Raw genomic sequence first — 26,091 nt, 5'->3', positions numbered from 1 at the left:
ACCAATGAACAAGTTATTTTTGATAGCGCTAACAGCCATAGCCGTAAGTGGCTGCCATTCATCCACACCAAAAAACTATAATAAAGACAGCACCGTTGTTGCTGATACCAACAAAAAAAGCGACAGTACAGCTTCGGCATTTGAGCCGTTATTTGATGGTAAAACTACCGACGGCTGGCATGCTTACGGTAAACCGGCGCCTGGCTTAGCCTGGAAGGTCGAAGATGGTGTGTTGCACCTTGATGCCTCGGAAAAAGGCGATTGGCAAAGCAAAAACGGCGGTGATATGGTTAGCAATGGTGAATATGAAAATTTTGATCTGAAACTGGAATGGAAGATTTCAAAAGGAGGTAACAGCGGTATCCTTTTTCATGTTAAGGAAGATACAACCAAATACAAATACACCTATTTTACCGGCCCCGAATGCCAGGTGGTTGATAACAAAGAAAACGAAGACGGCAAATTGATTAAACACCGTGCAGGTGATCTGTACGACCTGATTTCCATATCAAAAGAAGTAGTTAAACCTGCCGGAGAATGGAACCAGGTAGAGATAGTTTGCAACAACAGCAAGCTTGATTTTACCATCAATGGCGAGCATGTTTTGTCAACCACCCTTTGGGACGATAATTGGAAAAAACTGGTAGCGGGCAGTAAATTTAAACAATGGCCCGATTTCGGTACTTTTAAATCAGGGCACATTGTATTGCAGGATCATGGGGCTGATGTTTGGTACAGGAATATTGAGATCAAGAAATTGTAATGCTTTATTAGAAAGCTAAAAAAACGTCATTGCGAGGAACGAAGCAATCCCAAACTATCCAGGGCGGATTTGCACAGCCGCTTTGCTAATCGGGGATTGCTTCGTTCCTCGCAATGACGTAGTTGAAAACATAGGTATTTTTTAACTTCTTGTTTCCTGGCTCCTGACGTCTTGTTTCTTACCTACCTCAGTACCGGCACATTAATATAACTGTCGTTAAACCACTTTATTTGTAGCGGTTCTTTAGCATCCCGGATAGTTTCATCACTCACGTTTTTTCCTGTTCCATAATTGATCTGTTCAAAAGGGCTTTTATTGATGTTGAGCAGGATCACTATGCGGCTGCCTTTACTGAATTGTCTGCTGGTGATGTAGGAGTTGGTAAATGGGATAGTTTCCATTTGTCCAGGTTTTAGCAGATGCCGTTTCTCAGGGTTCGTAGCATAACTCGCCCTGCCCATAAAGTAGGTGAGGTAAAAGTATTTACCATCGGGCATTTCCTCAAACATAACCACGTGGTAGTCCATGTCTTTTTTATTGATGATGGTTTTTAACACCCCCGAAAATGCACCGCTGACAGTAAGCGGTTGGGTAAGCGGATCACTTTTAAAAACAAGGCTACTGCCGGTGTTCAGCGTATCGTAAATAAGCTGGTTTAAAAAGTAATAGCTGCTGATACTATCCCGGTTGGCAAAATTGACCCTTTGCGATGCGAAAGCTTTCTTTAATGGTTTAGCAGGATTTAAACGTGAATTATCAAGATAAAACTTTAGGGTATCATTGCTCATTTGCTTTAGCGAGGGCACGTGCTTCCACTCATTGCTGCCCATAACTTCAAAGTTGAATTTATCTTTCAAAAAAGCAGGTTTGGGTTTGTTTTTGAAAATGTAATCAAACCACTTATAAATAATTTCGTGAATGTTGATCCGGGCTACATCGTCGATCCGGTAACCGTTAAAAACGGAATCGGGATGCCCTTGCGAACCGAAATGCCCGTATGGCCCAATGATCACATAATGATTAGGATTAGCATTATATTTCAGATGCTCGCGATAATAATACATGCCGCCAATCTGCCCGCCGTCGTAATACCCTGTGGTTGTTAATACTGGTATGTTGATATCTGCAAATTCCTTTTTATAAGGGATCATGTTCTGCCAGTATTGATCATAAGTAGGGTGCGCCACCCAATGCCCGAACATATGATTAACTCCTCTGCCGGTAAGGCTGTCGAGCGAGTGGTAAGCTAAGCCTGCGTTATACCATTTCCAGTACAGTTGGTTCCACTGCGGTCCGTTGTAATCTTTTTCATCAAGGAATTTATTGTTGCTGGTATAATACGTCCATGAGAAAACAAAGCTCATTTGCACGTTATTGGTCATGGGTACATCAAGTCCCGGCGCTACGGCAGCCGATGGCACAATGGTTTTAAGCGCGGGATGAAGCTTTTTTGTAGCCGCCCATTGAGTAAAGCCGTTGTAACTCCCGCCATACATGCCCACCCGGCCATCGCTCCAGGGTTGCTTGCTGATCCAGTCGATCACGTCATAAGCATCGCGGCCATCGGTTTCATAAGCCAGCGGCTCACCGGGGCTGTTCCATTTGCCGCGGGTATAGGCCATTACACCAACATAGCCCCTGTCTGCAGCCTCCTGGATTTTTGACGTATCGCTGCGACGGGCATAAATGGTGAACTGGAAAATGGTCGGTAGTTTTTCAGTTACCCCTTTTTTGCGGGCTATCATTACGGTAACAAATGCACCGTCGTGTGTTTTTAGCAGTACGCTATCCCTAAGGTAAGGTCCTGCGGCTTTTTTGTTTTGTGCCGATGCTATGCTGCCGAAAATAAGGCATAGCAGGAGCAGGGAGAAGAATTTTCTCATCATTTTAAGTGGTTAATAATGCGTTTATGATTTTTAGCTTATACTTTCTTTTTGGAGAGATTACATTTAAACATCTTATTGATTAATAAAGCCAAATGTCATTTCGACGAGCCTTTCGGGAAATGCGCGGGAGCGGTGAGGAGAAATCTTATACGTCCTGTCTTAAACCATGCGTAATCGTCTTGTATGGCGTATAAGATTTCTCTTTCGCTCCGACGCTCAACCTATCCCTGCTCAATCGAAATGACCTTTTCTTTTATTTAATATTTATCCATCCGCTATTTACTTACCCGCTGCCCATTGCCTGAATTTTGCCGATTGCCGTTCTGAAACTTCAAGTTGGGCGCCTGTACTGATAGTTATTTTTAAACGGCCATCCATCGTTGTTATGGTTTGAATGTATTGCCGGTTGATGATCTGCGCCCGGTTGATCCTGAAAAAGATAGTGCTGTTCAATTTTTCCTCCAACTGATTGAGCGAGCTTTTCAGGAACACGTTTTTATCGCCGAAAAAGATGCGGGCGTAATTATCCATCGATTCGATGAGGTGTACCGAACTCCATTGAATAAAATGGTACTGCTGCCGGTCTTTCACAAAGATCTGCCCGGTAGGATCGGTTTTGCCGAGCCGCTGCCTTGCCTGTATTATGGCTTTTTCAAATCTTTCCTCGCGGATGGGTTTTACGAGATAATCGAGCGCGCTTACCTCAAAGGCTTTAAGCGCGTATTGATCATAGGCCGTTGTAAATATCACCAATGGCACCTCTTCCAATGATTCGAGCAGGTCAAAGCCTGATTTTTCCGGCATCTGGATATCCAAAAAAAGTAGCTCTGGCTTTTGCTCTTGTATCATCTTCAGGGCATCATCTACGTTGACAGCTTCTCCTGCAATTTCAATGTCGGGGTAACCGGCCAGCAGGCGCCTTATTTCACTTCGGGCGGCGCGTTCATCATCAATGATCAAAACCCTTATCTTTTTCATGCTACAGGAATTTTAATGGTTGCCGTTACTATGCCATCGACTTCGCTGATGGTGAAATGGGCTGCGCCTTTGTATTGTAATTGCAAACGCTCGTTCAGGTTTTTAATGCCCAGGCCGTTGCCGTCTTCAACAGGGTTTAACCTGCCGGGATTGCTTACCGATATGGTTAAAATGTTATGCTCATTGTTTAGCCGTGTATTAATAAGTCCGCCTTGTTTCAATTGACCGATGCCATGTTTAATTGCATTTTCAACCAGGGTTTGAATACACAAGCGGGGCAGCATCATATTTTCCGGTTGATTGTTTGCCTCAATATGGTATTGCAGGCGCTCTTCAAGCCGGAGCTTTTCCAGTTCAAGGTAGTCTTCAACCACTTCAAGCTCTTCTTTTACGGAGATCATTTGGTTATCACCGCGGTAAAGGGAATTACGCAGCAGATCGGCCAACAGGTCAATTGCCCGTCTTGCTGATTTAGGGTCATCAATAACCAAAGCTTTAATATTATTTAAAGAGTTGAACAAAAAATGCGGATTAAGCTGTGCCGACAGGTTATTAAGCTGTGCATCGCGGGTAATAACCGCTAACCGGGCGTTTTCTTTGGCGATATTGATCTCCCGCTTTGAATAGTGGTATAGATGATAAGCCAGCAGCCAGATCGACATTAATCGTACCCCGGCCACAAAAATGCTATCGCGATAGAAATCAAAAAAATCACCGAACGGTTCCGAAAACCCTGGTTTAAACCAAACCCTGAAAAGGTAAACTTTTGAAACGGTTACAAACAGGTAAACCAACCCTAATACAACAACCGCGGGTACCAACCGGGGCAATAATTTATTTAATCCCAGGTTTTGCCATCCCAATTTTAAGGCAAGGCAACGGTACAAATGGGTAATGAGGATATAAACAGCAACATCGGTAATAAATTGAAGAATACCCAGCAGCCAGTTAAATCCCGGCTGATTAAATCCCGTATAACCCCAGTAAAGCGCTGCAACCGACCAGCCGATGAGCTGACATTTCCAATAAAGCGATATGGTTACCTGTTGTTTCAATTTGCTTGCTGCCGATTTATTACCAAAGCAACAAAAACTATTATACAGTTAAAAGATAAAGTACATGAGTGCAGGGATTTGGGGGATAAATGCGGAAGAGAGGCAAGACTTTTAGATACAAGAGTCAGGACAGTTACGGGTTAAACTTTGTTAAACACACGAAGATAAAATATAAACCATGTCATTGCGAGGAGGAACGACGAAGCAATCGCATGCTATACAGGGCGGCTATGCTTCCGTGCGGTTGCCGCGCTGCGCTCGCAATGACATTTTGGTAAGATTACCCTACCGGTAATGTGACCGTAAATACAGTATATTCCCCCTCTTTACTGTCAATTTCAATTTTGCCGCCGTGGCCTTTAACCACAATGTCATAACTGAGCGACAGCCCTAAACCTGTTCCCTGCCCCGTTGGTTTGGTGGTGAAAAACGGCTGCATGATCTTTTCCTTAATACTATCAGGAATCCCCATGCCGTTATCGCGCACCGAGACGATCACCGAACTTGCTTTACCTATAGTGGGCAGGGCGACTGTTGTGACTATGACCTCTGGCTTGTAAGCTTCGCCTATTGTTTTTTGTTTTTGATGTACGGCGTAAAAAGCATTGTTAAACAGGTTTAATAATACCCGGCCAATGTCTTGTTGTACTATATTGATTAACGGAAGATTTTCATCAAAGTTGGTAGTCAGGGTTGTATTGAAAGTTTTATCCTTGGCCCGCAGCCCGTTATAAGCCAGTTTAAAGTATTCGCCTGTAAGGTTATTGATATTTACCGGCTCCTTGCTGCCGGAGCCTGCCCTTGAATGCTGCAGCATGTTTTTTACAATGCCGTCGGCGCGTTGACCGTGATGATGGATCTTTTCAAGATTGAGCTTTATATCTGCAGCAATGGCTTTGGCCTCTTCTGTGTCGCCATTGGTTAGCTCCGTCTCCATTTCATCTATCAGCTCAATGCTTACCTCCGAAAAATTGTTTACAAAATTAAGCGGGTTTTGAATCTCGTGCGCAATTCCGGCGGTAAGCTCACCTAATGAAGCCAGTTTTTCGGCCTGGATCAGTTGTTGTTGGGTGGTTTTGAGGTTATCGACAGCCTCGGCCAGCCGATCACGTTGGGTGGTGATCTCCTCCTGTTGTTCGCTCAGCTCTTTATTGGCCAGGCTCAAATCGTTGGTGCGTTGTTGAACCTTTTCTTCAAGCAACTGGTTTTCACGTTTAAGATGCCGTGATCGATAGGCAATAAAAGCGTAAACCGCCGAAGCGAACAATATTACATATATTAACCATGCCCACCAGCGCAAATACCAGGCTGTAGCGATAATGATGGTGATACTGTCGCCGGTGTTGTTCCATTTACCCGAGCTGTTTGCCGCTTTTACGCGAAATACATATGTGCCGGCCGAAAGGTTATTATAGGTCACCCACCGATCAGTCCCCGCGTTCACCCAGTTTTTGTCATAGCCTTCCAGTTTGTAGGCATACACATTTTGTTCCGGATTATCATATTGCAGACCAATATAGTCGATCTGCACCCGGTTTTGATCGTAGGGTATTTCGAGCGTTTTGTGGCCATATGCTAAAGTTTTGTTAAATGCCTTTTCACTTGCCGAAGGATTACTATAGATAACATCTTCAATATGTACAATGGGCAGATAGGGGCTGTCATTCAAATCTTCGGGGTTAAAAACGGCAATGCCATTGTTTAATGGGAAAGCCATCCGGCCATCTGTAAGCTTGTTAACGTTATCAATTCCCCTGAAAATATCCTTCCCGGGTAAAATATCGTCCATGAAGAAATTTTTAAGCTTCATGGTGCGGGTATCTATCCGTGTAAAGCCCCGCTCGGTTATAACCCACAGGCGGCCTTCGTTGTCCTCATTAATGCCCATTACCGAGTTAAATATCAAGCCGGAATCTTCATTAAAATGCCTTACATAAGCTTCCTTTTTACGGTCAAACTCAAATATGCCGTCAAGGTAAGTGCCTACCCAAAGTCTGCCGGTTTTGTCTTCAAAAATGTTATCTACACAAACAGCGTTTCGGGTGTCATTATTAAAATAGGATATAAAGCGCCCCGTTTTACGGTCGAAACGATTAAGGCCACCGAAGTTGGTACCTATCCAAAGGTTGTTTTCATGATCTTCATAAAAGGTAATAGCACGGTTGTCATCAAGCGCGTATTTGTTTTTTGAGGTGATTTTTTCGTAACTGTCCCGGTGCGGGTAGCGGGTAAACTTTTTGGTTACGGGATTAAAAGAGCAGATACCGGCATTGACATCTACAGCTATCCATAAGATCCCGGTATGGTCCTGGAACAGCGTGTGTATAAAGTTGCTGCTAAGGGAAGTAGTATCGCCGGGAATGCTGCTGTATTTTTCTTTTTTTCCGGTGATGGTATTGTACACCAGCAGCCCACTTTCAGTTGCTACATATAATGTATTGTTTTGTCCGTAGCAAAAACCCGGAAAATAACCTTCGTTAGGGCTTACATTATATACCTTTTGGTATTGGTTGGTGATGATGTTGCCTTTATATATCCCCTGCCGCGTGGTTAACCAGGCATCGCCATTGGGCCATGTTTTAATAGCTACAAGCTTGCCGGGATAAGTGCCGGTTTTTGCAGGGCTGCCTTTAAATATGGTAAAAGCGCTTTTTAGTTTGTTTACACGGGCTACACCCGCATTTCCAAAACCAACCCAAAGTGTATTGGTATGGTCAACTGTTTTGCCGCCTATGCCCAGGCTCGGTATGGCGCCAGGATCATCCGGATCGGTGAGGTAACGCTTAAATGCAGATGTCAGGGGATCAAAATAAACCAAACCGGCCGATGACGAGATCCAGAGTTTTCCATCCTGCGTTTCCCTGAAACTGATAAATAAGTTTTTGTTAACTGCACTTATGGTGTCAACCGGCGCGTAATTGCTGAATGTGCGGGTTTGCCTGTCAAATTTTGAAAGACCTTTATTAGTACCTATCCATAAACGTTTGCTTTTGTCTTCATAAAAACTATAAATACCTGCGCTCAACAGGCTATCTTTTGCATTAGCCTGGCCATATTCTTTAAGCGTACCGGTTCTAATGTTGTACCGGGCAAATTTCAGGGCTTCATCACGACCATGAAATGTATTCATGTAGAGTACACCTGGCTCAGATTTGGCTTCATAAATGGGGTTTGCAGCCCGCATTTTAGCGGTATCATTAGAGGTTAAATACGCACTAAAGCCTTTGCCTGCACCATTGTAACGGTATATGCCATTGTTTGAGCCAAACCAGATATTGCCATCGGCAGTTTTAACAGGGTTGTAATAAACTGTTGCTCCTATATGATGAATGCCCTTTTGCCGGTTTCCGAAAAGTTGATATTGCCCGGTACTGGGTTCAAACTTCATAATGTTTTGACCATTGATCTCCGACTCAAAACGGCCCCATAAATTACCGGCCTTGTCAATAACTCCCATGATCAGCTGCCCGTAGGTTATACTTGCAGGGTAGGAGTATTGCGTAAAAGAATCAGTTGTACGGTTATATCTGAAAATTCCGTTGGCAAGGGTGGTTACCCATAAGGTTTTGTTATGGTCTTCAAGTATATCAAACACCAGCGTTGATACCTGCTTGTTCAGTTTTGGTGAGCCAAGTTTGTATACCTTGTAGTGGTAACCGTCATAACGTACTAAGCCGTTTTGTGTAGAGAACCACATATATCCCTGGCTGTCTTCAATAATAGAGCCCACGTTTGATTCAGGGAGCCCTTTTTTAATATCAAGCCTGTCGAAATATAAACGAGCTGATTGTGCACCGGCATAAAGACTTAAGCAGCAGCATAAAATCAGCAATGTGATCTTTTTCATTAAGGTATAAGTTTACAGGCTTAAAGTAAATATTTTATCCTGTAAAATAAAATGAGGGGTTTATGCGCCTTGGGCTTAGTTTTTAGGAGCTTTAAGTTTCTTTTCCCGCTTATTGTCAGATACCATTTTTACAATGGTTTTCCCTTGTGTTATTTGTTTGGGCTCTTTGACTTTTGCCAGCGAGTTTTGCCAGGCCTCATCAACCAACTTTTTTATTTCCTGCTGCGGAAATGCTTCAACATCATTCACCAGTAAATAGCGGTATTGCCTGCCTTCACCAATAAGGAGTTTCTGCGGATCGGAAAGTTCCGACCCCCAGTAAAAACCGAAATGCGTATTGTAATTAATACCGCGGTATATGGCGAAGGAGCAAAATATGTGGCTCATTTTTTCGGTAGGGGACCAGCCTACAGCCAGGGCATTATAATTATCATAAATAAGCTCATTGGCCTGCGGGTACAAGTCCCACACAAAATCGCGTAGCCATAAGGCCCGTTCCCTCACTTCGGAAGGAAACATTCTCAAAAAGAAAAGCAGATCGGCAACTTCTTCTTTCGGCATAATATAAATATACAACCTTTTATTTGTTGTGAATAATAATTAACTTTATATCACCCAATTATAAACCTAAATATATCCAAATTGAAAAACAGCAGCCTTACCATTCGGGTATTTGGTTTTGCCATCATGCGTGCACGTTTTGCACATACCTGCGCGATCTTTTTTGCAATAGTTTCGTTTATGAGTATGCAGTGCTATGCGCAGGAAAAAGTTCCTGCTTTACGCTTAATTGAAATGAAATCGATGCTGGATAGTGTCACGCGTCAAAACCCGGCCGAGAAGATCTACCTTCAACTGGATAAAAACGTTTATACTTCCGGAGACACCTTGTGGTTTAAGGCTTATCTTTTTAATGCACCTACACTCAACCTATCGGCCAAAAGCGGTATCATGTATGTGAGCATTGTTACTGATAGCAATGTAGTGGTAAAAAGACAACGCCTGCCTGTTGAAAACGGGCTCAGTTGGGGTAACATCAGCCTTAAGGATTTACCGGCAGGTACTTACACACTTATTGCCTATACCCAATGGCTGCAGAATTTTAACCGGGATTGTTTTTTTCGTAAAAAATTTACCATTGTCGATGATGCAGGCAGCAACTGGCTGGCAAACTACACTTGCTCAAGCGTAATAACCAATGGTAAGGAACAGGCCCACGTTAAACTGATGCTTAGTGACGCGTACAAAACAATTATGGCCGATAAGCCTGTACAATTGTCGGTAATGAAAGCAAAAAGGCGTTTGTACAGGCAAAGCCTGCAAACCGACGAAAAGGGAATAATAGATATCGCCTTTAACTTGCCGGCCAAGTCGGGAGATATACGCATTATTGCCGGCGATGGTGCAGGTAACCGTGTAAATATCCCGCTAAACTTTAACCGTCCCCTGGATGCCGATATTCAGTTTATGCCCGAGGGAGGTGAGCTCGTAGCCGGATTACCTGCACACGTTGGGTTTAAGGCCATAGGGTTGGATGGCAAAGGCATCAACGTTTCGGGCCTGATACTTGATCACGAAAAACAGGTAATAGCTAATTTTTCAACGCAGCATTTAGGCATGGGAAGTTTTAACCTGCCGGTTGTTAATACGGGCGAAAACTATACAGCTAAAGTAACCCTGCCCGGTGGCGCAATCCGTGAATTTCCATTGCCAGATGTTAAAAATGAAGGGATCGTTCTGAATGTGATCAATCCCACTAATGAAGATTCGGTAAAAGTGCTGCTTTCCGCTACTGATAAAATTGCCCGCTCGGGCGAAAGCTATTTTCTGATAGGTAAAGCCCGCGAAATTATTTGTTATGGGGCAATGGTTGATTTTAAAAACGGCGAGTCCATCAGTCAAAAAATCAACAAAAAGCTTTTCCCCTCCGGTATTACCCATTTTTTGCTGCTTGATAAAAACAGTAAGCCTTTAAACGAGCGGTTGATTTTCATTAACAGGCATGACAACCTGCATTTAAACATTAATGCAGATAAAATGGCTTATAACCCGCGCGATAGTATAGCATTGCACATTAACGCGAAAGATGCCCTCGGCAATCCGCTCGCAGGCAATTTTTCGATAGCGGTTACCGATGACGCGCAGGTACATCAGGATAGCCTGAACAGCGAGAATATTATTACCCACATGCTGCTTACATCCGAATTGAAAGGCTCTGTGGAGCAACCCAACTATTACCTTGCCGCCAATAACTCACAAGCCAAAGAGGCACTTGATAACCTGTTGCTTACACAGGGCTGGGTAAGTTACAACTGGCCCGATGGCAAGGACAACCCTGGTTACGCTGCCGAAACCGAGATGGCGGTCAAAGGCCGTGTAATTAATGTTTTTAACAAACCTGTTAAACAAACTAAAGTGCAACTGTTTTCAAAATCGCCAATAGTTGTAACTGATATGCTTACCGATAAAAATGGCAGGTTTGCGTTTCGTAATCTTCCGTTTGCAGATACCCCGGCTTATTTTATTAAAACCGCTAAAAATTTTAATGTTGGTATTGTCATGGACGATGCGCCGCCGCCTGTACTGCTGGCATCTGCCGGCCCCACACCAATGCCCTGGTATGTAAGCAATGACACTACCTTGTTCAATAGTTTAAAAAATAACCTGATGCGGCAAAACCTGGCCGACAACCTGCCTGCTAACACTAAGGCTTTGAAAGAGGTAAAAATTACAGCAAAAAAAATAGTTAAAGGCTCGCAAAATTTAAACGGCGCAGGTAATGCTGATTTGGCTTTTGATGAAGCCGACATGGTGAAAGCGGGGAGAAAGAGCCTGCTGAATTTTTTAGAAGAACATGTTCCAAACCTGAGATGGGGGACTTTAACCAAGCAGTATAACTTAAGGTTTGCTTTGCAGGATAAATCAATTGCTGAAGTTAACGCGATATCGCAATTTGTCCTTGAGCCTCCATTACCTACCATTCCGTGGTATTTGATAGATAACAAACCCATGATGTTAATAGTCGACGGGATCTCCTTTGGTAGTATTATTAAGATAATGTCACTTAATGAGCCGAATGGAAATGATATTAAAAACTATCTTGAATCAAATAGCGCTGAAGATGTTAAGGGGATTGAGGTTAATAAGTCGAGCAAATATAGCTGGGAGTATTTCTGGAGATATGTTCTTGAGGACTGGAAGCATTCTTTAAATCCATCTCAGATAGCTTTTGTTGAGATCACCACACGTAGTGGTAAAGGGCCGGCGATAGCGCATACACCCGGGGCTTATTTATATAAACCTTTGGCATTAAGCGTTCCCTCCCGGTTTTATCGCCCTCGTTATTTGCCTAATGATACCAATAAGCAAACTCCGGATTTGCGCTCAACCATACATTGGGAGCCGAATATAAATACCGGTACAGATGGAAAGGCAACCATATCATTTTATACCGCCGATAAGCCATCAACCTATACCTATATTTTAGAAGGCACAAATATGGATGGCAGCGTTGGTTATACTTATGGTAAAATAAAAGTAGCAGCTAATACCAATCCATGAAAGCTCTGGCTTAAGCTTCATCAATATCCGGGCCTTTGATCTTGTCCCGGTCAACGCCACCTTCAAGCGAAAGTAAAAACGCGGGTAGTAATGTCAGGTTACTGATCATCGCAACTAATAGGGTAATAGATAGCAATACGCCCAGGGCAACGCTGCCTCCAAATTTTGATATCGCGAAGATGCCAAAACCAAAAAACAAAACGGAGGCAATGAAAATCATGCTCACCCCGGTTTCGCGGATGGTGTCTGAAACTATTTGCGAGATGCTTTTTTTGCTGTAACGTAACTCGTGGCGGTAGCGGGTAATGAAATAAATGGTTTGATCGGACGAGATCCCCATTGCGATGCTGAAAATCAATATGGTTGATGGTTTAAGCGGGATGCCGAAAAAACCCATAATGCCTGCAGTTATTACAAGTGGAATAATATTGGGTACCAGCGATATGGCAATCATTTTTATGCCGCGGAAAAGGATCCACATTACACCTGCAATAAGCACAATAGCCCAGGCCAGGCTTTCGTATAGATTTTTCAACAGGTAGTTTGTGCCTTTTATAAATATGATGCTCGATCCTGTTAGCTCAACATGAAATTTCTTTGGGTTAAAAATTGAATCAATACGTGGCTGCAATTCAGCCAGTACAGTATTCATTTTTTTTGAACCCGCATCAACCATTTCAAAAGTAACGCGGGTTACACGATGTGTACTGTCAAGATAGGTTTTCAGCAAACCGCTTGTCCCTTTACCCGAGTTTCCGGCATAGTTGAGGATAAAGTTTTGCTCCAATCCGTCTGGCAAGCGGTAATACTCCGGGTTCCCACCATAGAACGCCTGTGTGCTGAACTTTAGCACCTGGATCAATGATACCGAACGACTAAATTCAGGGTAGGAAGAGATGAGTTTTTCCAGTTTCTCTACCTTGCGGATGGTGGCTAAATTCATCACCCCGTTTTTGCGTTTGGTATCGATACTAACCTCTAAAGGAAGCACCCCGTTAAAATTCGATTCGAAAAATTTAAGATCGTGCAGGGTGTTGTTGCTTTGAGGCAAATCATCAACCACGTAACCATTAATATTAATTCTGACCATGCCCGCAATGGCAATGATGACCAATATGGTGGTGGTTAAATAAATTACTTTGCGTTTGGTATGCACCAGTTTATCTAAAGTGGCCAGCAGGCCGTCCATTAGTTTGCTGTCTTTAATACCGGTTTGGCTGGCTTTCGGAGCAGGAAGGAAACTGAAAATGATGGGAACTAAAATAAGGCTTAAAGCAAAAGTGCCCATAATGCCAATTGAAGCTATCAAACCAAACTGGGTAAGCAGTTCGCTATTAGTAAAGCATAACACGCCAAAACCTATGGCAGTAGTAACGTTGGCTATAAAAGTGGTGATACCTGCACGCTCAACAGCTACTTCCAAAGCTACCATTTTATTGCCGCTGATGCCATACTCATGAAAATATTTATTGAGGATGAATACACAATTCGGGATCCCGATAACCACAATAAGCGGTGGGATGATACCGGTTAACAGGGTCATTTCATAGTGCATCATCTGCAACACGCCCAGACTGAATATCACACCTAATATCACGATCAGCACCGGGAAAATAACCGGGAATACCGAACGGAAAAATAATAATAGGATGAGAGCGGTAATAATAACCGAAAGGCTCAGAAACAACGAAAACTCATGGGCTACCAAATCGCCAACTACAGTACGGATAAGCGGTAAGCCCGAATAGTGTACTTTGATATCATGTTTGTTTTCAAATACCTGCCCAAGCTCATTGATTTTTTTGATGATCGGTACGCGGAATGGCGTGTTGATGATTTTATCATCAAAAGTGATTGCCATAAGGGTGCTTTGACCATCGTTACTTACAATCAGTCCCTTATAAAAAGGCATTGATGTAAGCTGTTGTTTTACACTATCAACAGCCGCTGTAGTTTGCAGCGCACCGGTAACCAATGGTTTTAATACAAACTTATGCTGAAGGGTATCCTTTTGCAGGTTGTAGATATTGGCCGCCGAGATTACTGCTTTGATCCCTTTTATTTTCTTTAACTCTTCGCCAATCTGGTACCAGTCGTTAAAAACAGCCTTATCAAAAATATTGGGCGATTTAATGCCTATAACCATCGACGAAGCATCCTGTCCGAAGGTTTTCTTAAACTCGGCGTAGCGGATAAAAGCCGAATCGGTAACCGGAAGCACTTTGCCGCCATTGAAAGTGATCTTTACTTTTGAAGCTTCGTAGCCCATAAAGGCGCTAAGCGCCAAAACGCAAATAAAAATTATGAGCCTGTTTTTAAGGATTGCAGAAGCTATATGTTTCCAGAACATTATTAACGTGATATGTAAAAGAGAGGCGCAAAACTACGAAAAATGCGTTATCTGCCTATTAATGATAGTGATAATGTGACAAAGAGTTAACGGGCAGTTTACACAGCTCCTTATGCGCCTATCTGCATTTATAGCTAAACTTTGTATTTTTGAACATGAAAAGGTTGATACGCAGTTTTGGTTTTGCGTTTAAGGGTTTAGGATACGCGGCTCATACTCAGCCTAATTTCAGGTTCCATTTGGTGGCCGGTACTATAGCCGTAATTCTGGGTTTCCTGTTCAGGATCTCAACTGCCGAGTGGCTTTGGCTCATGGTTAGTATCGCTATTGTACTTATTGCCGAATTATTTAACACCTCGCTCGAAACATTAACCGATCTTGTTTCGCCGACATACAACGAGAAAGCCGGGCATGTAAAAGATGTAGCTGCCGGCGCTGTTGTTGTGGCGGCTTTATTTGCGCTGATAACGGGCGTAATAATTTTTTTGCCGAAGATTATATTATTGATAACAAAGTATGCTGCATAAAACCCGTGGCATTATATTCCGTGCTACAGATTACGGCGAAAGCAGCGTAATCGTCCAGATCTTTACCGAAAAATTTGGTTTACAATCATATATCGTCAACGGTGCTAAAAAGCCCAAGGCTAAGATTGGCCGGAATATGCTGCAACCCTTGCACCTGCTCGATTTGGTGGTTTATCATAAAAATACCGGCAGTGTGCAACGCATTTCCGAACTTAAAAATGCGCCGGTGCTGCTTACTATTCCTTATGATGTTATTAAAAGTTGCATAGCTATATTTTTGAATGAGGTACTGTATAAAGCCATAAAGCAGCAGTCGCCGGATGAAAACCTGTTCGATTTTATTTTTAGCGCCATTGAATGGCTTGATCATCAAACCGAAAGCGTGGCCAACTTTCACCTGGTATTTTTAACTCGTCTTACCCGCTACCTCGGATTTTATCCAGACCGATACATGGCCGACGAAGCTGATTATTTCGACATTAAAAACGGCCAATTCACCCGTTACAAGCCCGAAAGCATTTCATACCTCTCGCCCCCGCATACCCGGAATTTTGCTTTAGTACTGCAAACCGGCTTTGAAGACATGCTTCAGCTTAAACTAAGCAATGATGAACGCCGCTACCTGGTACAAAAGCTGCTGGAATATTATGCCATGCATATAGAAGGCTTCGGCAATATTAAGTCGGCAGATGTGCTGGAAGAGGTGTTGGCGTAGGGGCCGACTTCATTGAGCGTTAAATTCGCTTACCATTAAACAAGCGTCATTGCGAGGCACGAAGCAATCCCCAATAGACAGAGGGCTATGCAAGTCCGCCCTATATAGTTCGCGATTGCTTCGTGCCTCGCAATGACGATTAAAAGATTCTCCATCATCCCATTTCTCTTCTCCATCCCCATTCTTCATTCATTCATCGATAAAACTTGCTATTGTAAAACTTAATTTTTACTATTGTGTAATAATGACACAAAGAGAATAATCAAATTGTCGTTATTACCAATTAGCCCCTTTAACCTATTTAATTTTTAAACATGAGAATGAGCTACAAATTACACGTTGCTTGGGCAGGTGTTTTGCTTGCCGGTGGCATCCACCAGGCAGCACAAGCCCAAAGTAAAGCCCCGGCGCCGCAACTAAACGCGACTAACATCAAACAGATTGTCGCGGCCATGACACTCGAAGAAAAATCGAAACTGGTTGTGGGGATGGGTTTTAAAATGCCCGGAGTACCGCCGCCTTCAAAAGATAAAAAGAATGAGCCGATAGATATCGGCGGCTTTAAATTGCCTCCGTCTGACCCCGACGCTTATAACATTCCCGAAAAAGTGCCCGGCGCTGCAGGCCGCACCCATGCTATTGCCCGTTTAGGGATTCCGTCAATCACGGTATCCGATGGGCCTGCCGGTTTAAGGATCGAGCCTATCCGCAATGGCGATAAATCAAAAACCTATTATGCTACGGCGTTCCCGGTAGCAACTTTGTTGGCCTCAACCTGGGATACACAGCTTGTAAATAAAGTAGGTGTTGCTTTTGGTAACGAAGTGCGCGAATATGGTGTGGATATATTACTTGCACCAGGTATGAATATTCATCGTAACCCACTTGGCGGCCGTAATTTTGAATATTATTCTGAAGATCCCCTGGTGGCCGGCAGTATGACTGCAGCCATTGTTAACGGTATAGAATCGAACGGAGTAGGTACCTCTATCAAGCATTATGCTGCCAATAACCAGGAAACTAATCGTAACTCCATTAATACCATCGTAAGCGAGCGTGCCATGCGCGAGTTGTATTTACGTGGATTTGAGATAGCTGTTAAAAAAGCACAGCCATGGACGGTGATGTCATCATATAATAAATTAAACGGCACTTTTACCTCCGAAAGGAGAGACCTGCTCACTACTATTCTGAAAAAAGAATGGGGTTTTAAAGGTTTTGTCATGACCGATTGGTTTGGCGGTAAAGATGCGGTTGCCCAAATGAAAGCCGGTAACGACTTGCTGATGCCGGGCAATCCAACCCAATCTGAGGCCATAGTTGCTGCGGTAAAAGATGGTACGCTTAGCGCTCAGCAGCTTGATACCAATGTGGAGCGTATCCTGAATGTGATAGTTCAGTCACCAACCTTCAAAAAATATAAATACTCTGATGCTCCGGATCTGGCTGGTCATGCTGTAGTTGCCCGTGAAGCTGCGGCTCAGGGTATGGTACTTCTAAAAAATGACGACCATGCGCTTCCGTTTGGCGCAGGTAAAAGGATAGCAGTTTTCGGCAATACCTCATATGATATTATTGCTGGTGGCACCGGAAGCGGCGACGTGAATAAAGCATACACCATTTCATTAATGCAGGGTTTGGCCAATGCCAGCTTTAAACTACAGGAAACGCTGTCTAATAATTATAAGGCGTACCTGGTTGATATGAAGGCTAAACAGCCTAAGCCTAAAAACTTTTTTGATCATCCGGCGCCTATTCCCGAAATGGATGTGAACGCCATTGTTGCTGAGGAAGCCAACGGGGCAGATGAGGCGTTGATTACGATAGGCCGTAACGCTGGTGAAGGCGCCGATCGTAAACTGGAAAGCGATTATTATCTGAACGATGCCGAGAAAGGATTGATCAACAGTGTTGCCAATGCTTTTCATGCAAAAGGCAAAAAAGTAATTGTTGTACTAAATATTGGTGGCGTAATTGACGTTACCGCCTGGAGAGACAAAGTCGACGGTATTTTATTAGCCTGGCAACCTGGTCTGGAAGCAGGAAATGCTATTGCCGATGTGCTGAGCGGAAAAGTAAATCCATCGGGTAAGCTGGCAACCACCTTCCCTGCCGATTATAAAGATGTACCATCGGCAAATAACTTCCCCGGCACACCTGAAGGAAAACCTACACAGGTTATTTATGAAGAGGGTATTTACGTAGGATATCGTTATTACGATGCAGCTAAAGTTACCCCGGCCTATGAGTTTGGTTATGGCTTGTCATACACCAACTTTAAATTCAGCGATTTGAAACTGAGCTCAAAGGTTTTCAAAAACGTAATCACGGCAACCGTAACCGTTAAAAATATCGGCGATGTAGCAGGTAAAGAGGTTGTACAGTTATACCTTGCAGCCCCTAAAAAAGATTTGGATAAACCAGAGGATGAGTTGAAAGCTTTCGGCAAAACCAAACTGCTGGCTCCGGGCCAATCACAAACATTAACATTTACCATCAAGGCATCAGATCTGGCTTCGTTCTATACCGACAGGGAAGCCTGGATAGCCGACGAAGGAAGCTACAAAGTGAAAATAGGTTCATCATCACGCAAAATAGAGGAAACCGCGTCTTTTAGCCTGGCTAAAGATATCACTGTCGAAAAAGTAAACAAGGCGCTGGTGCCTCAACAAACCATAAACGAACTAAAACTAAAGTAAAACCAACCCGGCCTCTGCAATATTTTTTGCAGGGGCTTTTTTCTTTAACCAGAATCATGAATGATCATGGCCAAACCAATTAAATTGATAACCCTGCTGGCCCTGCTGCCGGCAACCGTTGCTATAGCACAAACCAAGTGGACAGAAAGAAAAGCGGGTGATATTGCTTTTGTTACCAATACCGGAGGGCAAAACCTGGGCTACGCCACCACGTCCGGCGTAAAAATATTAACTGTTGATGGCTTCGCGTTTAAAGACCTCAACAAGAACGGTAAGCTGGATAAATATGAAGACTGGCGCCTGCCGGTTGATGAACGTGCTAAAGACCTCGCCTCAAAAATGAGCGTTGAGCAAATTGCAGGCTTGATGCTGTACAGCCGTCACCAGCCTATTCCCGCGGCGGCGGGCGGCCCGTTTGCCGGTACTTATAACAATAAAGTTTTTGCTGAAAGCGGTGCTAAGGCGTCTGATCTTTCCGATCAGCAAAAGCAGTTTTTAGCAAAGGATAATGTGAGGCATGTACTGGTAACATCGGTACAAAGCCCCGAAATAGCAGCTCAATGGAACAACAACGCGCAGGCATTTGTTGAAGGCCTGGGCTTGGGTATTCCCAACAATAACAGCTCCGATCCTCGTCATGGCACCGTAGCTACTGCTGAATATAATGCAGGTGCGGGTGGCGCTATTTCCATGTGGCCGGGCTCGCTTGGGTTGGCCGCAACCTTTGATCCGGAAGTGGTAAAAAACTTCGGTCATATCGCAGCTCAGGAATACAGGGCGTTGGGCATTTCAACAGCGCTTTCACCACAGGTTGATATTGCTACCGACCCACGCTGGGCACGTGTGAGCGGTACTTTTGGTGAGGATCCGCAATTGGCTGCCGACATGGCCCGCGCCTATATTGATGGCTTCCAGACTTCGGCCGCCGAAAAAGAAATTAAAAATGGATGGGGTTACAACAGCGTAAACGCCATGGTGAAACACTGGCCCGGCGGCGGTGCAGGTGAAGGTGGCAGGGATGCGCATTATGCTTATGGCAAGTATGCGGTTTATCCTGGCAATAATTTTAAGCAGCACCTGATCCCTTTTACCGAAGGCGCATTTAAGTTGAATGGTAAAACGGGCATGGCGGCTGCGGTAATGCCTTACTATACCATCTCCTATAACCAGGATACCAAAAACCATGAAAATGTAGCCAATAACTACAATTCGTACATCATTAATGATCTGCTCCGTAAAAAATATAAATACGATGGCGTTGTTTGTACCGACTGGCTGGTTACCGGCGATGAAACTACTGTAGATTCGTTCCTTTCGGGCAAATCATGGGGTGTTGAAGGGCTTTCCGTTGCGCAGCGCCATTACAAGGTGCTCATGGCCGGTGTTGATCAGTTTGGGGGTAACAACGAAGTAGCCCCGGTTACCGAAGCTTACCAAATCGGCGTAAAAGAGCATGGCGAAGCATTTATGCGGGCAAGGTTTGAGCAGTCGGCCGTGAGGTTGCTGCGCAATATTTTCAGAACAGGTTTATTTGAAAACCCTTACCTGGAACCTGAAGTTTCCAAACAAGTTGTGGGTAAGCCTGAGTTTATGGATGCCGGTTACCAGGCGCAGCTTAAATCGATAGTGATGTTGAAAAACAAGGCTAATATTTTGCCTTTGCAAAGCGGCAAAACTGTATATGTACCTAAAAAGTTCACCCCGGCCGGCAGGAATTTCTTAGGGATGGAAACTCCCGAAAAGCTGGAATACCCAGTAAATATGGAAACTGTTAAAAAGTATTTTAAAGTAACAGACAATCCGGATGAAGCTGATTATGCCTTAGTATTCATTGCCAGCCCCAACAGCGGTGGCGGCTATAATAGCGCCGATGCGAAAAATGGAGGAACAGGCTATGTGCCGGTTAATCTTCAATATGGCTCATACACAGCTACCGATGCCCGTACCACCAGTATAGCAGGCGGCGACCCGCTGGAGAAATTTACCAACCGTACTTACAAGGGCAAATCAAGCACCGCTATCAATGTTACCGATCTGGCTATGGTGACCGACACGTATGCCAAAATGAAAGGCAAGCCGGTTATTGTATCTGTTAACATGAGCAACCCGATGGTGTTTTCGGAATTTGAAAAGGATGCCAGCGCCATTATCGTTGATTTTGGTGTACAAGGCCAAGCCTCGCTTGATATCATGACAGGTAAAGCTGAACCTTCTGCATTGTTACCGCTGCAAATGCCTGCAGATATGAAAACCGTTGAAGCACAGTTTGAAGATGTACCACACGATATGAAATGCTATGTTGATGAACAAGGCAATAAATATGATTTTGGTTTCGGTTTAAACTGGAAAGGGGTGATTAAAGACGGGCGCGTGGATAAGTATGTGAAGAGCGTGGTGAAGCCATAAGATCCAAATATTCAAAACATAACGACGTCATTGCGAGGAACGAAGCAATCCCCGACTTTCAGGTCCGCCCTGTAAAGTCGGGGATTGCTTCGTTCCTCGCAATGACGTTTTCAGTATTTTGGGAAACTGTAGAATCCGGACTTACGAAGTTTTCAAAACTTCGTAAGTATTCTGCTTTGACAGAATCACCTCACTTCACAACCCGTTTGGCATTATCCTTTACAAAAGTATCCCAGCCAGAGTAAGATTTTTTAGAACCCGCCTTGCTTGACCCCGAACCAGTTGGGATCCGTTGAAATGAATGGCAAACAGCAACCGCCAAGCCATCAGTTGCATCCAGAAAATCAGGAGTTTCTTTAAATTTTAACAAGCTTTGCAGCATGGCTGCAACCTGCTCTTTGGTAGCGCTGCCGTTACCGGTTATGGATTGCTTTATTTTACGGGGGGCGTATTCCGTGATCTCTACATTACGTGATAATGCTGCTGCTATCGCCATGCCCTGGGCGCGACCGAGCTTAAGCATTACCTGTATATTTTTACCGTAAAAAGGTGCCTCGATGGCCAGGCAATCGGGATGGTAGTTATCAATAAGTGCAACAGTTTTTTCAAAGATACGCTGCAGTTTGAGCATATGGTCATCTGTGGCGGGCATTTTAACGACGCCCATAGCCAGCAGTTCAATTTTGGGGCCGGTTTCCTTAAGTATTCCGTAGCCCATAACCGCTGTGCCCGGGTCGATGCCTAAAATGATCCTTTCCTTTAAACTTACTGCTTGTTGCATATGGATCAAAGGTAGTTAATCAAACTAAATTATTTAGCAATACGTCCATATATTGCTCCCTGCTTATCATCTTTGCGCCCATCGATTCGAGGTGACCGGTATGTACCTGGCAATCTATAAGTTGGTAAAGCCCTGTTTGGCACAGGTGGATAAGTGCAGTTTTTGAAGCGTTGCTAACGTGACTAAACATACTTTCGCCACAAAAAACATCACCAACATGTACGCCATACAGGCCGCCAACAAGACTTTCCTCCTGCCATACTTCAACCGAATGGGCGTAGCCTTCCGCATGCAGGCGGTTATAAGCGGCTATCATATCGGGCACTATCCAGGTGCCGTCCTGACCCTCACGCGGCACGGTTGAACAAGCTGTTATAACCTCATTAAAACAGGTATCAACCGTAACCCTCAGTTTACCCGACCGTAATACCTGCCGCATGGACTTGGATACTTTTAATTCATCAGGGTATAACACAAAACGCTCATGGGGCGAATACCACAGGATAGGCGTATCATCGCTATACCACGGAAAAATTCCGTTTTGATAGGCCAGCAACAAGCGCTCAGTGCTCAGGTCGCCGCCAACAGCCAAAAGCCCGTCTGGTTCTGCCAGATCGGGCTTTGGAAATATTAAACGTTCGTCGAGCCTGAATATCATCAGGCGCAAATTTATGCTTTACGGCGTATCACCAGCTTTTTATTTTGGATATTGCATAATTACTGTACTGTCATCAATTAGCCTTAACCATGTTATTTTGACATTAAAATTTTATTTCACAACCCTGTTTACGTACATTTATTTAATTGGCATTTGGATTGATATATTGTAATTAATGAAGCAAAAATTTTATGATACTGCTGTGAAGCAGGAAAAAGCTGTACTTGTTGGTGTAATAACTCCTAATGAAACCGACGAGATAGAGAAGGAGCACCTTGAAGAGCTGGAGTTTTTGGCCAGCACCGCGGGGGCGTTAACAGTAACCCACTTTACTCAAAAACTGCAGCGCCCGGACAGGGCAACCTTTGTTGGCTCGGGAAAGCTGGAAGACATTAAGGCTTACGTTAAAGAAGAAGAAATTGATATAGTTATTTTTGACGATGGCCTGTCGCCCTCGCAATTGCGTAATATTGAGAATGAACTGCAGGTAAAGATCCTGGACCGGAATAACCTCATCCTGGATATTTTTGCGAGCCGTGCACAAACGGCCCAGGCCAAAACCCAGGTTGAACTGGCACAGTTACAATACCTGCTGCCCCGCCTTACCCGCCTCTGGACCCACCTTGAGCGCCAGAAGGGTGGTATTGGTATGCGTGGACCGGGTGAGTCGCAAATTGAAACCGACCGCCGTTTGATCCTGAATAAGATATCATTATTAAAGGATAAACTGAAGCAGATAGATAAGCAGAACGAAACCCAGCGCAAAAACCGTCATCAATTGGTACGTACGGCACTGGTAGGCTATACCAACGTAGGTAAATCAACTATCATGAACATGATAGCAAAATCGGAAGTATTTGCCGAAAATAAACTGTTCGCTACTTTAGATACCACGGTAAGGAAAGTTGTGATAGAAAACCTGCCTTTCCTGATGTCGGATACTGTAGGGTTTATCCGCAAGCTGCCTCACCATTTGGTTGAGTGTTTTAAATCAACACTTGATGAAACCCGTGAAGCAGATATCCTGATCCATGTGGTGGATATTTCACATCCTAATTTTGAAGATCAGATCCGTACGGTTAACGAAACCCTAAAAGATATAGGTGCGATAGATAAACGTATCATCACTGTATTTAATAAGATAGATGCATTTAAACCCGAAGATCACCAGGTATCGCAGGAAGAGCCATTAACATTGGAAGATTTTAGACAAAGCTGGATGGCTAAAAACAACGCACCAGCTATATTTATCTCGGCAACTAAAAAAGAAAACGTTGAAGAATTCAGGGCTTTACTATATAAAGAAGTGAAGGCGATACATACGGAGAGGTATCCGTATGATGCTTTATTGTATTGATAACTTGCTCCGCTAAAAAGAAAGGGATGCGTTTTAACGCATCCCTTTCTTTTTATGAGTACACCTGTGTGAGGGTTAATCGGTCAAAAATATCCCTTGCTTCACCTCTGGTATAATCCCTTTCTCCAAAGCAGTATCAAACATCAGGTTGATAGCTTTGCGGCCTTCTTCGCCAAGCTCAACCGAGTATTGGTTTACATACAGCTCGATGTGTTTGTACATTACTTCTTCGCTCATTTCCTGGGCATGTTGCTTGATAAACTCTAATCCTGACTTTGGATTGGCAAAAGCAAACTCTACTGATTTGCGCAATACCCGGTTAATTTTATGCTGAACATCCAATGGTAAATTACGGTTAGCTACAATGCCTCCAAGCGGTATAGCGCAGCCTGTACGCTTTTCCCAGTAATCGCCAAGGTCGATTAGTTTGGCAAGACCTCTGTCCTGATAAGTAAACCTGTTTTCATGGATGATCAATCCAAAATCAATAGTTCCGTTTAATACCGAATTTTCTATTTCAGAAAAAACAAACTCTGTTTTGTTGGTTGCATCAGGAAAAGCAAGGCTCAACAAGAAGTTAGCTGTAGTATATTTACCTGGAATGCCAATTTTTGACCGCGAAACGATAGGTATTAAGTCAACTTTTTCGCTTGTGCCCGATTCGCCCCTAAAAACTTCTTTATCGTCATCATCTTTAAAGAAACGAGTAATCGGTGGATTAAAAATGAGCATGGGGCCTACGCCAAATCCTAATGCACTCCCCGAGTCAAGCAGTACATACTTATCTGTTACGTAAGCAAAAGCGTGGTAGCTGAGTTTGGTAATATCCAGTTCGCCGCGGAAAGCTTTTTGGTTAAGCGTTTCCACATCATCATAAAATACTTCAAACTCCAGGCCTTCGGTATCAATTTTATGGTGAATAAGTGCATCAAAAATAAAAGTATCGTTAGGGCAGGGCGAAAATCCGAGCGTAAGTTTCATGTTATTTATTAAATTTTATAGGAGTCAGATATTCGGGATTGATTTTATTAGGTTCGTCGGCAATATCAACGATTTCTTCTTTGATAAGTCGCTCTAATTCTTCAATAATAGTTTTATCGAGACGTTCAGGAACCTTGCCCCGATATACACTTGCCATTTCAATCAGAAAATCATGGGTGGTTATTTTGCCTGTTGCATGCAAAAAAATCTGTTGGGGCCAAGGATCAAAAGTAATCAGCCTTGGCGCTTTATTATCCATAGCTACAATTCCAACCTCATCGTTTAAGTAATAAAAAGGCATTTTGCGAAAAAAGTACTTGTCTTTTAAATCGTGATTTAAAAAGTAGGTAGAGGGTGTGTAAACAGGTTTGCTTTTTGAAAAAAAATCAAAGAGGCCCATAATTCACTTTTATTTAATTGTTAATGATCTGGCTCACCAGGTCGACGGCAAATGTATTCAGATTTTTAATGGCCAGCCCAATGTTCCAGGCCTCCCGGTTACGTTTCTCAACATAATTTGACACTGCCCTGATTTGCATACCCGGTATGTTCATCTGCCGGCAGGCGTAAAAGAAAGCCGCACCTTCCATGCTTTCCAGTTGCGGATTTAACCGTTGCTGTATTTTTTGGATAGATGGTTCATGGCCATGAACCGTATTAACAGTAATAGCTTTTGCTTTTTTTAGGAAAAAGTTAGGATAAACCTGGTCAAGCGATGTTGTTGGGGTAAAAACGCTTTCGCCGAAACCAAGGGTATTAATAGGGATAAAATCCTCATCATCCTGGGCCCCAAGTTCGGCAAATGTATCTTCGGTAACCTCCAGCACATCACCTAAATGAAAATTACGGTCGAAACTGCCTGCAATGCCAAGGTTAATCGCCAGGTCGTAGGTATGGTTGCTTAATTGCCTGGTCATGCCAAAAGCTGTTGGCACCATGCCCGCGCCGGTTACAACTATATCAACCTTACTGCCGAAGGCATTAGCTAAAGGCTCAACTTCAAATTTGGTAGCTGCAACAATGAGTATAAGCATATTGCATTATTTTGACGGCTAATATAAAACAACTCACCTGTTTTTGTTTTGTATATTTGCACCCACTTTTGTTATGATGATACATATAACGCGCAAGGAACATTTTAATGCCGCTCACCGGATGTACCGTGAGGAATGGAGCGCTGAAAAAAACTTTGAGGTGTTTGGCAAATGCGCAAACCCCAACTGGCATGGTCACAATTACAACCTGTTTGTAACTGTAAAGGGCGAGGTCACGCACGCCACAGGCTATCTTATCGACTTAAAAGAGCTGAAGATAATTATCAACGAGTACGTTATCGAAAAGCTTGACCATAAAAACATTAATAAAGATGTTGATTTTATGGCAGGCAAAATGGCATCGACCGAATTGCTCTGTATTGAGATATTTAACCAGTTAAAAGGACCTATTGAAGCTTACGAAGGTGTATTTTTGCACTCCGTGAAGCTGTACGAAACCGAAAATAATTCTGCCGAGTATTTTGGCGGTTAA

Annotated in this window: 19 protein-coding genes; 8 read left to right on the top strand and 11 right to left on the bottom strand. The window is 43.5% G+C overall.

Features of this window, described 5'->3' with window-relative positions; translation table 11 throughout:
* Positions 1–4 precede the first annotated feature (4 nt).
* Positions 5–763, top strand: coding sequence for a 3-keto-disaccharide hydrolase (locus BMX50_RS25190; RefSeq protein ID WP_091216433.1), 759 nt, complete (start codon positions 5–7; stop codon positions 761–763).
* A 182-nt stretch (positions 764–945) separates the two neighbouring features.
* Here BMX50_RS25190 and BMX50_RS25185 read toward each other — a convergent pair whose 3' ends face one another.
* The 5 genes from BMX50_RS25185 to BMX50_RS25165 form a co-directional block, all read right to left on the bottom strand.
* Complete coding sequence (locus BMX50_RS25185; RefSeq protein ID WP_091216428.1) at positions 946–2,649, bottom strand: CocE/NonD family hydrolase; 1,704 nt, start codon at positions 2,647–2,649, stop codon at positions 946–948.
* Positions 2,650–2,928: 279 nt separating this feature from the next.
* Entirely contained in the window at positions 2,929–3,627 is a 699-nt protein-coding gene (locus tag BMX50_RS25180; RefSeq protein WP_091216423.1) for a LytR/AlgR family response regulator transcription factor, read from the bottom strand.
* A complete protein-coding gene (locus tag BMX50_RS25175) occupies positions 3,624–4,682 on the bottom strand; it encodes a sensor histidine kinase (protein WP_091216418.1) in 1,059 nt (352 codons plus the stop codon). Before BMX50_RS25175 ends, BMX50_RS25180 begins: the two co-directional genes overlap by 4 nt.
* 280 nt (positions 4,683–4,962) lie before the next feature.
* Complete coding sequence (locus BMX50_RS25170) at positions 4,963–8,529, bottom strand: sensor histidine kinase (RefSeq protein WP_091216414.1); 3,567 nt, start codon at positions 8,527–8,529, stop codon at positions 4,963–4,965.
* A 75-nt stretch (positions 8,530–8,604) separates the two neighbouring features.
* On the bottom strand, positions 8,605–9,090 hold the full coding sequence (locus BMX50_RS25165; RefSeq protein ID WP_091216411.1) for a hypothetical protein: 486 nt from the start codon (positions 9,088–9,090) through the stop codon (positions 8,605–8,607).
* Positions 9,091–9,171: 81 nt separating this feature from the next.
* Here BMX50_RS25165 and BMX50_RS25160 point away from each other — a divergent pair, with 81 nt between their 5' ends.
* On the top strand, positions 9,172–12,090 hold the full coding sequence (locus tag BMX50_RS25160; protein WP_091216405.1) for a hypothetical protein: 2,919 nt from the start codon (positions 9,172–9,174) through the stop codon (positions 12,088–12,090).
* Positions 12,091–12,100: 10 nt separating this feature from the next.
* Here BMX50_RS25160 and BMX50_RS25155 read toward each other — a convergent pair whose 3' ends face one another.
* Positions 12,101–14,440 carry an efflux RND transporter permease subunit gene (locus BMX50_RS25155; protein ID WP_091216398.1) on the bottom strand — a complete coding sequence of 780 codons (2,340 nt, stop codon included), beginning with the start codon at positions 14,438–14,440 and terminating at the stop codon, positions 12,101–12,103.
* Positions 14,441–14,595: 155 nt separating this feature from the next.
* On the opposite strand from BMX50_RS25155, the gene BMX50_RS25150 reads away from it, so the two are divergent.
* From BMX50_RS25150 to BMX50_RS25130, 4 genes are all read left to right on the top strand, one after another.
* On the top strand, positions 14,596–14,967 hold the full coding sequence (locus tag BMX50_RS25150) for a diacylglycerol kinase family protein (RefSeq protein ID WP_091216390.1): 372 nt from the start codon (positions 14,596–14,598) through the stop codon (positions 14,965–14,967).
* On the top strand, positions 14,957–15,682 hold the full coding sequence (gene recO, locus BMX50_RS25145; protein ID WP_091216385.1) for a DNA repair protein RecO: 726 nt from the start codon (positions 14,957–14,959) through the stop codon (positions 15,680–15,682). The genes BMX50_RS25150 and recO overlap by 11 nt, the downstream gene beginning before the upstream one ends.
* 320 nt (positions 15,683–16,002) lie before the next feature.
* A complete protein-coding gene (locus tag BMX50_RS25135) occupies positions 16,003–18,381 on the top strand; it encodes a glycoside hydrolase family 3 C-terminal domain-containing protein (RefSeq protein ID WP_208864793.1) in 2,379 nt (792 codons plus the stop codon).
* Positions 18,382–18,447: 66 nt separating this feature from the next.
* Positions 18,448–20,787 carry a glycoside hydrolase family 3 protein gene (locus BMX50_RS25130; RefSeq protein ID WP_091216963.1) on the top strand — a complete coding sequence of 780 codons (2,340 nt, stop codon included), beginning with the start codon at positions 18,448–18,450 and terminating at the stop codon, positions 20,785–20,787.
* Positions 20,788–20,977: 190 nt separating this feature from the next.
* Here the strand turns inward: BMX50_RS25130 and ruvC are convergent, their stop codons facing one another.
* Both ruvC and aat read right to left on the bottom strand, forming a co-directional pair.
* A complete protein-coding gene (gene ruvC, locus BMX50_RS25125; RefSeq protein WP_091216371.1) occupies positions 20,978–21,568 on the bottom strand; it encodes a crossover junction endodeoxyribonuclease RuvC in 591 nt (196 codons plus the stop codon).
* 19 nt (positions 21,569–21,587) lie between these two features.
* Positions 21,588–22,226: a leucyl/phenylalanyl-tRNA--protein transferase gene (gene aat, locus BMX50_RS25120; protein WP_091216367.1), complete on the bottom strand. Its 639-nt coding sequence runs from the start codon at positions 22,224–22,226 to the stop codon at positions 21,588–21,590.
* 175 nt (positions 22,227–22,401) lie between these two features.
* Here aat and hflX point away from each other — a divergent pair, with 175 nt between their 5' ends.
* Positions 22,402–23,583 (top strand): GTPase HflX, encoded by a 1,182-nt coding sequence (hflX, locus tag BMX50_RS25115; RefSeq protein WP_091216362.1) that lies wholly within the window; start codon positions 22,402–22,404, stop codon positions 23,581–23,583.
* 75 nt (positions 23,584–23,658) lie between these two features.
* Here hflX and BMX50_RS25110 read toward each other — a convergent pair whose 3' ends face one another.
* From BMX50_RS25110 to mqnB, 3 genes are read right to left on the bottom strand one after another with little or no spacing between them, the layout of a single operon-like run.
* The gene (locus BMX50_RS25110) at positions 23,659–24,564 is read right to left on the bottom strand and encodes a menaquinone biosynthesis family protein (RefSeq protein WP_091216359.1); all 906 of its coding nucleotides are present in this window, start codon (positions 24,562–24,564) and stop codon (positions 23,659–23,661) included.
* Position 24,565: 1 nt separating this feature from the next.
* Positions 24,566–24,964: a hypothetical protein gene (locus BMX50_RS25105; RefSeq protein WP_091216354.1), complete on the bottom strand. Its 399-nt coding sequence runs from the start codon at positions 24,962–24,964 to the stop codon at positions 24,566–24,568.
* 13 nt (positions 24,965–24,977) lie between these two features.
* Positions 24,978–25,598 (bottom strand): futalosine hydrolase, encoded by a 621-nt coding sequence (mqnB, locus tag BMX50_RS25100; RefSeq protein WP_091216351.1) that lies wholly within the window; start codon positions 25,596–25,598, stop codon positions 24,978–24,980.
* 76 nt (positions 25,599–25,674) lie between these two features.
* On the opposite strand from mqnB, the gene BMX50_RS25095 reads away from it, so the two are divergent.
* Entirely contained in the window at positions 25,675–26,091 is a 417-nt protein-coding gene (locus BMX50_RS25095) for a 6-pyruvoyl trahydropterin synthase family protein (protein WP_090534603.1), read from the top strand.

It is taken from the genome of Mucilaginibacter gossypiicola (assembly GCF_900110105.1).
Lineage (GTDB): Bacteria > Bacteroidota > Bacteroidia > Sphingobacteriales > Sphingobacteriaceae > Mucilaginibacter > Mucilaginibacter gossypiicola.
The sequence above is the reverse complement of the archived record's forward strand: the minus strand, read 5'-3'. Positions and strand labels throughout refer to the sequence as shown.